We start from the raw sequence: 13,250 nt of genomic DNA on the forward strand, positions 1-13,250 counted from the left end.
AAGCCACATCTATCACTACCCCTTGTTTTTGCATGCGTTTTAAATGCCTTCTTAAGATCACTTTAGGGGTTTGGCTCGCTGTAACTAGCACCGCTCCCACTAGCCCCACCGCCCCATTTAAAGCTTGAATGATATTGGCTTCATTCACGCTTAAAACTTCTAAATCATACAAATGGTAATAGGGGTGGTTTTGTAATTTAGCGTAGTCTAATTCTAAAATCGTTACTTTAGCCCCCATTTGGCTTAAGACTTTCGCGCTCTCCATGCCAACCACACCGCCCCCAACTACGACAATTTTAGCCCTTTGCGCACCGGATAAACCCCCTAGCATGACCCCCTTACCCATAAACCCCTTAACATGCTCTAAAGCCAGTAAATAATGCTGGATTAAATGTGCGGCCAACCTCCCAGCCACCACGCTCATAGGCGCTAAAATGGGGTAATCGTTTTTAGGCCCGGCAATGATTTCAGTGCAAATGGAAGTGATTTTTTTATCTATAAACATTTCACACAAGCTTTTTTGATACGCTAAATCCAAATAACTAAACAGCGTGGCTTTTTCTTTTAACAAAGGGTATTCATGCTCTAAAGGCTCTTTGCATTTGACCACCAAATCCTGCCCCCACGCTGTTTGAGAATCCACGATTTTAGCCCCCACGCTCTCATACGCTTCGTTACTATAACCGCTATTAGCGCCGGCACTATTTTCCACCAAAACCCCCACGCCCTTTTGAATGATTAGCGCCACATCATCAGGCACCAAAGCCACTCGTGATTCCAAATCCATGCTTTCTTTGACTAGCCCAATAGTCATGTTAATCCTTTAAATAGTAGTGTCAGTTATGATTATATTCGCTCAATAAGACGATTTGAGTGTTTTCCTAATCAAAAACTTGAATGGTTTTACTCTTTTACACAATGAAATTGTTATATTTATTATCCATTTGCTTATTAATAATTGGTTGTTAATTTTGGTTTAGAATAGAGATCATTAGAGGGGATTTAAAGGAGTTATAAAATGATTTTAGTAGGATTGGAAGCGGAATTAGGAGCGTCAAAAAGAGGCACCGATAAAGGGGTTAGGCGTTTGAGAGAAGCTTTGAGCGCCACGCATGGCGACTTGATTAAAGGCATGCAAACGATCACTCAAGAGCGGTGCGTGCTTTATAAAGAGTTCAGATACGCTAAGAATTTTGAAGATTACTACCTTTTTTGTAAGGAAAATTTGATCCCTTGCATGAAAGAAGTGTTTGAGAAAAAAGAATTTCCTTTGATTTTAAGCTCAGAGCATGCGAACATGTTTGGGATTTTCCAAGCCTTTAGGAGCGTTCATAAGGACAAAAAAATAGGGATTTTGTATTTAGACGCGCATGCGGATATTCACACGGCTTATGACAGCGATTCAAAGCATATCCACGGCATGCCTTTAGGCATGGTTTTAAATCGTGTCCGTAGCGGGTTTAACCGCATGAGCGAGAGCGAAGAAAAGGCATGGCAAAAGCTTTGTTCGTTGGGGTTAGAAAAGGGAGGGTTAGAAATGGATCCTAAATGTTTGGTGTATTTTGGGGTAAGAAGCACCGAACAGAGCGAAAGAGATGTGATTAAGGAATTACAAATCCCTTTATTTAGCGTGGATGCGATAAGAGAAAGCATGCAAGAAGTGGTTCAAAAAACCAAAGAATCATTAAAAGCGGTGGATATTATTTATCTCAGTTTGGATTTAGACATTATGGATGGCAAGCTTTTCACTTCTACCGGCGTGCGTGAAAATAACGGGCTGAGTTTTGATGAATTAAAGCAATTATTAGGCTTGCTTTTAGAAAGTTTTAAGGACCGATTAGGAGCACTTGAAGTAACCGAATACAACCCCACGGTGAGCGCCAAACACACCAACGAAGAAGAAAAGCAGGTTTTAGAGATCTTAGATCTCATCATCAATAGCTGTAAAATCAAAGATAAGAAGCCATCTTTTGCAAGGAGTCACTGATCGCTTTTTAAACAAAACGATAAAAAGTTGGAAAATGAAACCAACAATGGGGCAGTGTTTAGATGAAAAATTAACCCGCTTTTAGCGTCAAAATGTCTTGTGTGTTTTGAGAACGCATGTAGGCTCGTTGCGTGTCAAAAATGGGGATTTTTACTAGAGATTGAGCAAAATCAGCAAAATCAAAAAAAAAAAAAAAAAGATTTTCATGGGATTAATAAAATTTTAAGAATTTTATGATAAAATTCCGCGCATTATTAAGTTTTTTTTGTTTTTATTACTTAATAGGCGTTTGTTGTTGGTGCGATTTTACTTGAAAAATTTAAACCATTTTTTAATCTCTCAAAACATCAAGGAGTTTGCGTTGCATAAAAAAGTTCTGTTGGCTTTAACCGCTAGCTTGATTTGTCAAGAATCTTTGTTCGCTAAGGAAAAAGACTACACTTTGGGCAAGGTTTCTACTGCCGGCAAAAAGGATAGATCTGATTATTCTGGGCAGGTCAATTTGGGTTATAGCGGGATTACCGCACCTAAGAGTTGGCAAGATGAAGAAGTGAAAAAATACACAGGAAGCCGCACGGTGATCTCTAATAAAGCGCTCACCCAACAAGCTAACCAAAGCATTGAAGAAGCTTTACAGAATGTCCCCGGTCTGCAAATTAGGAATGCGACAGGCGTAGGGGCTATGCCTACTATCCAAATCCGTGGCTTTGGAGCTGGGGGTTCAGGGCATAGCGATGCGACGCTTATGTTGGTTAATGGTATTCCTGTTTATATGGCTCCCTACGCTCACATTGAGCTAGACATTTTCCCCGTTACCTTTCAAGCCATTGATCGCATTGATGTGATTAAAGGTGGGGGCAGCGTGCAATACGGACCTAACACTTATGGGGGTATTGTCAATATCATCACTAAACCTATCCCTAACCAATGGGAAAACCAAGCGGCTGAAAGGATCACTTATTGGGCTAAGGCTAGAAACGCCGGGTTTGCCGCTCCCCCTGATAAAACCGGTGATCCTTCCTTTATAAAGTCTTTAGGCAATAACCTCCTCTATAACACTTATGTGAGGAGTGGAGGGATGATCAATAAGCATGTGGGTATCCAAGCGCAAGCTAACTGGGTTAGAGGACAAGGCTTTAGGGACAACAGCCCCTCTAATATTTCAAACTATTGGCTGGATGGGATCTATGACATCAACGAGAACAACGGGATTAAAGCCTATTACCAATACTACGATTTTGCTATCGCTCAACCGGGATCGCTCAGCGAGCAAGATTACAAAATAAACCGCTTCGCTAATTTGCGCCCCTTAAACCAAAAAGGCGGACGCTCACAACGCTTTGGGGCCGTGTATGAAAACCGCTTCGGGGATTTAGACAAAGTGGGCGGGACTTTCAGCTTCACTTACTACGGGCAGTTGATGACTAGGGACTTTCAAGTGAGCTCTAGCTACAATAGCGCTAACATGGTTACTTGTTTTAGCGAAGCGGCATGCAGGGCGGCGGGACTTCCGGCAGGGTATAACTTGGCTGTGCCTTATTATGCCACCAACTACAATGGTTGGGCAGAAGTAGAAAACCCTGTGCGCTCCATTAACAACGCTTTTGAGCCTAAAGTGAATTTGATCGTCAATACCGGGAAAGTCAAGCAAACCTTTATCATGGGCTTGCGTTTCATGACCACCACCTTTTTACAACGCCAATACTTAAACACCAATGAATGCGCCACCAAAACGAGCGGTGAGGGGGCAGGATTCTTGTGTGAGGGCGCTAATGTGATGAGCGGTTGGAAACCCCACATCAAGCATGGCGTTTATAGAAACTGGAATAACTGGCATAACAATTACACAGCGGTTTATTTGAGCGATCGCATTGAAGCTTGGGACGGGCGCTTTTTCATCGTGCCTGGTTTGCGCTACGCTTTTGTGCAATACAACAACGAAAATGCGGCTAATTGGGCGCAAATCCCTGAGAAGGATTTAAGAAAAATCAAGCACATGAACAATTGGATGCCCTCAACCAACATTGGCTTTATCCCTGTGCAAGGCGATCACAATGTGCTTACCTACTTCAACTACCAACGCTCTTTTGTCCCGCCTCAATTAGACGTTTTGAGCTATGGAGGAGCGGAGTATTTTACCCAACACTTTGACACGGTGGAAGCAGGAGCACGCTACACCTATAAGGATAAGTTTAGCTTTAATGCGGACTACTTCAGGATTTGGGCGCGCGATTTTGCCACCGGGCAGTATTCAGTCTATACAAGCGGCCCTATGAAAGGTAATGTGCGCCCCATTAATGGCTATTCTCAAGGCGTGGAGCTGGAATTGTATTACAGGCCTATTAGAGGGTTGCAATTCCATGCCGCTTTCAACTACATTGACACTCGTGTAACCAGCCATGGCCCTTTAACAGACTTGAACGGGGATGTGCTAAAAGGGACTAGCTATAACAAGCATTTCCCTTTTGTAAGCCCTTTCCAGTTCATTTTTGACGCTCGTTACAATTGGCACAAAACCACCATTGGTATTTCTAGCTATTTTTATAGCCGTGCTTATAGCGGGATCAGCAACAGCACAGCAGGAGGCTATTATGGGATGCAATATTATAGTGGGGGGAACAACTACGAAAGCGTTCTCAATAGCGGTTATCAATGCGAGGCTTGGTGTATGACCCAACATGAAGGGCTCTTGCCTTGGTATTGGGTGTGGAATATCCAAGTGAGCCAAATTTTCTGGGAAAACGGGAGACACAGAGTTACAGGGAGTTTGCAAATCAATAACATCTTCAACATGAAGTATTATTTTACAGGGATTGGCTCTAGCCCTGCAGGCTTGCAACCTGGACCTGGAAGGTCAGTTACAGCGTATTTGAACTACACTTTCTAAAGGCTTTAAAAAGGAGGGGGATTGTTGCGTTGTGATGAGCCACTCAAATGAGTCGCTTAGCGATTTTATTGAGATAATGAAACATTCATTTAAGAATATTCCAAATAAGTCTCTTTGAGGCTGGCCTTAGCCCTTTGCCAATTAGGCAAATACAAACTCAGCAAATCCCTAAAATATTCGTTATGGTGGTGCACTTTTAAATGCAATAATTCATGCACGACCACATATTCAATGCCCTCGCTAGGCGCTTTAACCAATTCCAAATTAAAAAGCAAGGCGCGTTTAGCGATGTTGCAACTCCCCCATATCCGTTTCATTTTTTGGATTTTAAAGCTTTGTATGCTTTCGTTTAAAATCTTTTCATACTGGTTGATGTAGGTTTGTATTTTTTCTCTTAAGACTTGCCTGTAATAGTTTTCCAACACTTTTAAGCGGTTTTTTAAGCTTGTTCTTTGATGGACATGCAAGATTAAATATTTAGGGCTTTGGAGGACGAAGTGTTTTTTTATAGTGTATTCAATCTTTAACAAATAGCGTTTCCCAAAAAGATAATGGCTTTCTCTTTCTAGCATTCCTCTTTGGCCCTGTCTGTTTTGGTTTAAAAAATTTTGTTGCTGTTCTTTTATCCAAGGGAGTCTTTTAATCAAAGAAAGCCTAAGGCTCTCATCGTTTAGAGCTAGGGGGCAAGACACATGCACAGAGCCATCAGGCGGGCAAACGCTAATGTGTAAATGCTTAATATCCTTTTTTTCTATGGCGATGTTGGTATTATTTAAAGTCAAACAATAAGCGTTCATTAGTGATACTCCTTTATGTGTTTGGCTAAATTAAAAATATTTTCTAACAAAACCTCATCGTTTATGATTTTACTTAAAGCGATTTTAAGGTTTTTTTCTTTTTGATGGTGCCCCACCCAACCATCTCTTTTATTACCCCTTATGCATGCGTCTATTTCTAGGGCTAAGGCTTCATTTTCATCTAAATTATCATAGAGGGTTTTTAAAGCGTTGGTGTTGATCTTTCTAGGGTAATTTTTATTTTCTTTATGGATAACTTGTTTGGCTAAATTCTGGATTTGTTGCAAGTATTCTAAATAAGTTAATTTCTTTTCCCTAAACTGGTTGATCAAATCGTTTAAAAGCGAAGATAATTTTTCGTAATACTTAGGATCGCTCGCTTCTTTTTCTATAATGCGTTTTCTAGTGTTGTTAGCGATGCATTCTGCCATAGAGCTTTCATTTTTAAACGCTTGAGACAGCTCCTTATTAAAATCATTAATATCCATTTGGGCTAAAACTTCGCACAGCCCTTGATCTTCTATTTTAATGAGCGTCTTGCTGTCCGTGACTTTAATGTAAGCGTCTAAGATCCTGCGCATGTCTTCGCTATAGCTTTTTAAATCCACGCTATCCCCACTGCTTAAGCCAATCATCTTTTGTAAATGCCTATAAAATTCCGCTTCTTGTTTGATTTTGTGCATTTCTTCTTTAGAATAAACGGGCTTTTCTAAGTTATTCAATTCCACAAACATTCTTAAAAACGCGCCCACAAGCTGATAAAATAACCGCCTTTTTTGAGCGTTTTTTTCCAAATCGCTCCCGCAAAAATAAGCGGTATAATCCCTTTCATCTTTTGGCTCTTTCACGCTTTCACAAAGCGATCCTAATTGCCCTCTAGCCTCTTCTAATTTTTTCTTAATCTTTTGGGCTTTGTCAGAGATGAGCCCTTGAATGTCTTCTCTTTCATAGTTTTCAAACGCTTTATTAGTGTAATCGCTGTGCGCTTCTTGCAAGCTGTCAAACAAGTCGCTATAGTCTATGATGCAGCCAAAATCCTTATCTTCGCTATCTAATCTATTCACCCTGCACACCGCTTGAAAAAGCTTGTGATCTTGCATTTTCTGATCAATATATAAATAAGTGAGGCTTGACGCATCAAAACCGGTCAATAGCTTATCCACCACGATCAACAGCTTCATTCTAGCAGGCTCATTAATAAAACGCTTTTTCACTTCTTCTTCAAACTCTTTAATTTTATTGAGGGCTTTTTTCTCATCTTTTTCATTGAAAAAGTTTTGCAGCATTTTGCAATAAGCGCGGTATTTATAACTCTCTTCGCTCTCATCGCTCCCGCAATCTTTCAGATCAGCGATATTGGGTTCATAGCTTGTGATCACAGCCACCTTATCCTTTAATTCCGTTTCTAAAAAGAGTTCAAAATACCGGCATGCGTTATACACGCTTCCAGCCACCAGCATGGCATTCCCTTTTCCATTCTTTAATCTTGGGAGTTTTGCCATATCCAACACAATATCTTGCGCAATATGTTCCAATCTGTCTTTAGTGGAAAAAACTTTTTGCAAATTAACCCATTTCTTTTTAAGCTCCGTTTTAGCCGCATCATTCAAGTTTTGGGTTTTTAATTCAAAATATTCGTCCAGCTTTTCAGGGTTACTGACATATTGTTCCACGCTCCTGGCTTCATAATTCAAATCCAACACCACTTTATCGCTAACGGCTTCATTGAATTTATAGCAATGGATATAATTCCCAAACACTTCCTGGCTTGTCTTTTTATCTTGTTTCAACAAAGGCGTGCCACTAAAGGCTATAAAAATCGCATTAGGGAGCAGGCTTTTCATGGCGTTGTGCAATTTACCGCTGTGGGTTCTGTGGCATTCATCCACTAAAACAATCCATTCTTTTAAAACAGGTTGCTTTTTTAAGTCTTCTAAGTCATTGTCATCAAATTTATGGACAAGCGCTCCAACCAAAAATTGCTTATTTTCAAACAGCGCGCCCAACAAATCCTTCTTGCTGTCTGCGCGATAAATAGCCTCGCCTATTCCTTCAAACACGCCTTGAATTTGAGCGTCCAATTCCCTCCGGTCTGTAACGATTAAAATCCTCGCTTGTTTTCTATTCCTTCTTAGCCATTTAGTGAGCCACACCATAGTAAGGCTCTTACCGCTGCCTTGCGTGTGCCAGATAATCCCCCCTTCTTTTCTTTTGGTGATAAATTCTTGCGTTTTTTTAATTGCAAAATACTGATGGAACCTGGCGCATTTCTTTTGCCCCTTATCAAAAATCAAAAAATCATGGATAAATTCTAAAAACCTTTCTTTTTTTAAAAAGCATTCAATCGTCTCAAACAAATTTTTTAAAACGCCCTCTTCTTTCCAAGAAAGGTAGTGTTTTTCTTTAGTTTCTATGACGCCATATCTTAACCCTTGACTTTCATTGCCCGCCATAACCAATTGGATCGTTTTAAAAAAATCTCTAATAAATTCTTTCTTTTGGTTGTCTAAATTTTGCCTAATACCGCTTTCTACGCTCACGCTGGATTTTTTTAATTCCAACACCCCTAAAGCAATCCCATTAACATAAAGCACCATGTCTGGCCGTTTCGTGTTTGCCCCTTTAACGCTCACTTCTTCAGCCACGCTAAATTCATTTTTAGAAACATCTTTCCAATCAATGAGCCAAGTCGTTTGAGTGTTTTCATTCTGGCTTATTTTAGTTCCCACGCCATAAATCAAAAGCTCGTAAAATGTTTGATTCGCTTCGTATAAATCGTTTTTTAAAGCGTTATGGATTTTCTGCTCAATTTTAGGCCACCTTTCAGGCTCAATTTTTTGATTTTTAATTAGCCATGCCTTCAAGCTTTCTTTATTAATGTTTTCACTATCGCTCTTTGTTAAATCCCCTAAATACGCATAGCCCATGGTTTTAAAAGTTTCTATGACTTGTTTTTGAACTTCTTTTTCCGTTTTCACCATAAACCCCTTAAGAACGCTTTTCACCGCTTTATATTATAATCCTAAAAACAAAATAGGGCGGTTAAAATGGCGATCAAAAAAAGCGAATTGTATAGCTCTTTATGGGCTGGAGCGGATAGTTTAAGGGGCGGAATGGATGCGAGCGAGTATAAAAACTATGTTTTGAACCTGCTTTTTTTAAAATACATCAGCGATAAAGCCAGAAACGATGCTAAAAACCATATTGAGAGCGCCATAGAAGTGCCGCAAGGGTGCTTTTATGAAGACATTCTCGCTTTAGAGGGCGATAAAGAAATAGGCGACAAACTCAATAAAATCATCGCCGAGATCGCAAAGAAAAACCAATTAGAAGGCGTGATTGACAGCGTGGATTTTAACGATAACACCAAGCTTGGAGAGGGTAAAGCGATGATAGACACCCTTTCTAATCTGGTTAAAATCTTTGCTGATTTGAGTTTAGGCGCGCATGGGGCTTTAGACGATGATTTATTGGGCGACGCTTACGAATATTTAATGCGCCATTTTGCCAGCGAATCCGGTAAATCCAAAGGGCAGTTTTACACCCCTAGCGAAGTTTCGCTTTTATTGTCCCTTTTGCTTGGCATTGATGAAAACACCAGACAGGATAAAAGCATCTATGATCCCACTTGCGGGAGCGGTTCGTTATTATTAAAAGCTTCTAGTTTGGCCGGTGAAAAAGGTTTAACTATTTATGGTCAAGAAAAAGACATTTCCACCACAGCCCTTTGTAAAATGAATATGATCTTACACAATAGCACTACTGCTGATATTGCTAAAGGGGGTTCTAGCACCCTTTCTAACCCCCTTTTTACTACTGAAAATGGCATGCTAAAAACCTTTGATTATGTCGTGGCTAACCCTCCCTTTAGCTTGAAAAACTGGACTGACGGGCTAAGCATAGACTATAAAAGCAAGCAAGTCATCAACGATAACTTCAATCGTTTTGAAGACGGCACGCCCCCTGAAAAAAATGGCGATTTTGCTTTTTTGCTCCACATCATCAAATCCTTAAAAGACACAGGCAAAGGGGCAGTGATTTTACCTCATGGGGTGCTGTTTAGGGGGAATGCTGAGGGCGCAATCAGGAAAAATCTTTTAACAAAAGGCTATATTAAAAGCGTGATAGGCCTAGCCCCTAATCTTTTTTACGGCACTTCCATTCCTGCATGCGTGATTGTTTTAGACAAAGAAAACGCACACGCCAGAAAGGGCGTTTTTTTGATAGATGCGAGCAAGGATTTTAAAAAAGACGGCAATAAAAACCGCTTGAGAGAGCAAGATGTCCAAAAAATGATAGACACTTTTAACGCTTTAAAAGAAATCCCTTATTATTCCAAAATGGTAAGCCTAGAAGAAATTAGCGCTAATGACTATAACTTGAATATCGCACGCTACATTACCGCCAAACAAGAATCAGAAAAAGACTTGTTCGCTTTAATCAACAGCCACAAGGCGAGCTATTTGCCCCAAAACGAAATTGAAATCTACGACCCTTATTTTAGAGTGTTTAAAGAGCTAAAAAACACGCTTTTTAAAAAGAGCGATAAAGAGGGTTATTACGCTTTAAAAACAGAATGCCAAAACATTAAAGATCTAATCACCCAAAGCCAAGAATTCCAAACCTTCCACGCTTCTGTTTTAAACGCTTTTGAGCGCTTGGAACTATTGGAAACTTTTGATCATTTAGAGCCAGGTTTTAACCCAAAAACCCTCATAGAGAGCGTTTGCTCAAAGGTTTTAAAAGAATTTGAAAAGGGTGAAATTTTAGACAAATACGGCGTGTATCAGCTCTTTAAAGATTACTACAATGAAGTTTTACAAGACGATTGGTTCCTTCTTTCATTCAATGGTTTTTTGAGCGCTAAAGAATTAAGGAAATTAAACCCCCTAAAAGACAAAAACAAAAAAGCCAATTATTTAGAGGAGCCGGATTTTGTCATTCAAAAAACCTACTATAAAAGCGATCTAATCCCTAAACATTTAATCAAACAACGCTTTTTTGAACAAGAAGCAAAAGAATTAGAAGAATTAGAAAACGCCCTTAATGAAAAAGAGGCTGATTTTGAAGAATTTATAGAAGAGCATTCTAACGAAGAAGGGCTTTTTTATGAATTGAAAATCAATGAAAGCGCTTTGAAAAAAGAGCTAAAAAACGCCACCGATTCAGAAGATAAGAAAATCCTAAAAACCGCTTTAGAATTGCTAGAAGCTAAAAATAAGGCGCTAAAAATGAAAAATAAAGCCCATGAGGAGCTGGAATTAAAAGCGTTCCACCAATATAAAAACTTAAAATTAAATGAAATTAAGGATCTCATCATCAAAGACAAATGGCTTAAGAGCTTGAAAAACGCCCTAGAAAACAAAATTTTTAAACGCATCAACGCTTTTAGCAGCGCCCTTGATGAAATCGTTTCAAACTACTCTAACAGCTTGTTAGAATTAGATAAAGAAGTCAAAGAGAGCGAATCAAAGGTTTTAGAGCATTTGAAAGATTTGGGGGTTGTAGTTTGATATTAAAAAGTTTGGAGTGCCTTTTGACTAGCGTATCCTCGCTATGAGACCTCCAAACTGAAAGCGATTATAGCACAGGAAATTTAATGGAACTTGAAAATGAAATTTTTAATCGTATTTTAAAGCATCTAGCCCTAAAAAACCCCCTTGCTTTCAAAAATAAGGGTTTAGATCAATTAAAAAAATCTATCAGCGTGTTACACTATGACTATCTCATAGGCGCCAGTAAGGAGTTAGGTATTATGTTGCAAAAATACCCCAATAAAGAAAATGAAATCAATAACCTTTTTGATTTTTTAATGCATTTTTACAACAAACGGACTAAAACGCACCACATGCTTTTTTTATGGATACATTTTTTTGAAACGGCTTTGCGTTCTAAAATGGCGGTTATTTTGGCTCAAAAACACAGCAGCAAGGATATTGACGATTGGTTTTTATCCAAAAAGCTCAGCCATGAGATTGAACACTTAAAAAAAACCCACCATTTAGAAAGTTTAGAAGGATACAATGGCTTTCAAATCTTAAATTTATCCACTCTTAACACTTTAAAAACCATTATCAAAATGTATTGGAGCGATTTTAAACCCTTATTTGCAGATTACAAAACATATAACGATCATGTTTTACCAGCCTATGGCACTTGGGAGCATTTTTTAAAGGCTTTCAGCTTGATACGAAAAGCTAGGAATGACTTATTCCACAACAACCCTTCTAAAATCAAAACAAGTTCGCTAGTTAAAAACATTGAAATCTTGCTATTAAGGCTGGATTTTAACCCTAAAAACGCTTTTGATAACACCTTAAAATTAGAGCGCGCTATCTTTTTTAAGACCATTCAGGAGAGTTCATGGACGCATTAATAACGCCCTTAAATTGGCAAAGAGTAAGGCTTGGGGATATATTAACATTAAAGCATGGTAGAGATTACAAAAATTTTAAATTAGGAAATATTCCTGTTTATGGAAGCGGTGGCTATATGCTATCAATTAATAATTTCCTTCATAATGGCGAAAGTGTTTGCATAGGAAGAAAAGGGACTATTGATAAGCCTATTTATCTAAATGGTAAATTTTGGGTAGTAGATACACTATTTTATAGCTATTCATTTAAAAAATCCATTCCAAAATTTATATTTTATGCTTTTTCTATCATAAAATGGTCAAACTATAACGAAGCGACCGGTGTTCCTAGTTTAACTAAAATGACAATTTCAAACATTGAAATCCCCCTACCCCCTCTAAACGAACAAATCGCTATCGCTAACATTTTAAGCGCTTTGGATAATTATCTCCATGCTTTAGATTCTCTCATTCTTAAAAAAGAGAGCGTTAAAAAAGCTTTAAGCTTTGAACTATTGAGCCAAAGAAAACGCTTGAAAGGCTTCAATCAAGCCTGGCAACGAGTAAGGCTTGGGACTTATAAATATAGGCGAGGTTCTTTTCCGCAACCTTATGGCAATCCACAATGGTATAGTGATAATGGTATGCCATTTGTGCAAGTTTATGATGTGGGTGAAAATTTTAAGCTTACCCAAAGAACCAAACAAAAAATCAGCAAAATTGCACAACCCATGAGCGTTTTTGTTCCAAAAAATAGCGTGATTATTACCCTACAAGGGACAATCGGTAGAGTTGCTTTAACACAATATGATTGTTATTGCGATAGAACAATTTTAATTTTTGATAACAATACGCTTAATGATGTAAATAAATATTTTTTTGTTTTAAGTCTTTTTACGAAATTTGAAGAAGAAAAAAGAAAAGCAGATGGAAGCATTATTAAAACAATTACTAAGCAAACTTTAAAAGATTTTGAAATCCCCCTACCCCCTCTAAACGAACAGAGCGCTATCGCTGACATTTTAAGCACTTTGGATAAGGAGATTGCTAGCCTTAAAAACAAAAAACGCCAATTTGAAAACATCAAAAAAGCTTTAAACCACGATTTAATGAGCGCTAAAATCAGGGTTTTAAAAAAATAAGTTTTGTAACAAAAATAAAACCTAAAAAATGCTTTTTAGCATTTTTTACAATCAAATAATAAAAGAGCTTGATCTTAATCAA

Annotated in this window: 8 protein-coding genes; 5 read left to right on the forward strand and 3 right to left on the reverse strand. The window is 38.5% G+C overall.

The annotated features are described in order from the left end of the window. Positions 1-814 (reverse strand): NAD-binding protein (locus DV63_RS12775; protein WP_020982406.1); only part of this gene is annotated, 814 nt, incomplete at its 3' end. A 204-nt stretch (positions 815-1,018) separates the two neighbouring features. Here DV63_RS12775 and rocF point away from each other — a divergent pair. Further along, positions 1,019-1,987: an arginase gene (rocF, locus tag DV63_RS12780; protein WP_000604380.1), complete on the forward strand. Its 969-nt coding sequence runs from the start codon at positions 1,019-1,021 to the stop codon at positions 1,985-1,987. 361 nt (positions 1,988-2,348) lie between these two features. Then, positions 2,349-4,874 carry a TonB-dependent receptor family protein gene (locus DV63_RS12785; protein ID WP_031202332.1) on the forward strand — a complete coding sequence of 842 codons (2,526 nt, stop codon included), beginning with the start codon at positions 2,349-2,351 and terminating at the stop codon, positions 4,872-4,874. Between the two features lie 89 nt (positions 4,875-4,963). Here DV63_RS12785 and DV63_RS12790 read toward each other — a convergent pair whose 3' ends face one another. Together DV63_RS12790 and DV63_RS12795 are read right to left on the reverse strand one after the other, a co-directional pair. Then, on the reverse strand, positions 4,964-5,671 hold the full coding sequence (locus DV63_RS12790) for a YgjP family zinc-dependent metalloprotease (protein WP_000995222.1): 708 nt from the start codon (positions 5,669-5,671) through the stop codon (positions 4,964-4,966). After that, positions 5,671-8,652 carry a type I restriction endonuclease subunit R gene (locus DV63_RS12795; protein ID WP_000241124.1) on the reverse strand — a complete coding sequence of 994 codons (2,982 nt, stop codon included), beginning with the start codon at positions 8,650-8,652 and terminating at the stop codon, positions 5,671-5,673. Before DV63_RS12795 ends, DV63_RS12790 begins: the two co-directional genes overlap by 1 nt. Positions 8,653-8,718: 66 nt before the next feature. Here DV63_RS12795 and DV63_RS12800 point away from each other — a divergent pair, with 66 nt between their 5' ends. From DV63_RS12800 to DV63_RS12810, 3 genes are all read left to right on the forward strand, one after another. Beyond that, a complete protein-coding gene (locus DV63_RS12800) occupies positions 8,719-11,184 on the forward strand; it encodes a type I restriction-modification system subunit M (RefSeq protein ID WP_000985392.1) in 2,466 nt (821 codons plus the stop codon). Positions 11,185-11,270: 86 nt separating this feature from the next. Then, positions 11,271-12,047: a hypothetical protein gene (locus tag DV63_RS12805; RefSeq protein WP_000418213.1), complete on the forward strand. Its 777-nt coding sequence runs from the start codon at positions 11,271-11,273 to the stop codon at positions 12,045-12,047. After that, positions 12,035-13,168 (forward strand): restriction endonuclease subunit S, encoded by a 1,134-nt coding sequence (locus tag DV63_RS12810; protein ID WP_000339332.1) that lies wholly within the window; start codon positions 12,035-12,037, stop codon positions 13,166-13,168. Before DV63_RS12805 ends, DV63_RS12810 begins: the two co-directional genes overlap by 13 nt. Positions 13,169-13,250 lie beyond the last annotated feature (82 nt).

Source organism: Helicobacter pylori FD535 (assembly GCF_000296015.2).
GTDB lineage: Bacteria > Campylobacterota > Campylobacteria > Campylobacterales > Helicobacteraceae > Helicobacter > Helicobacter pylori_CT.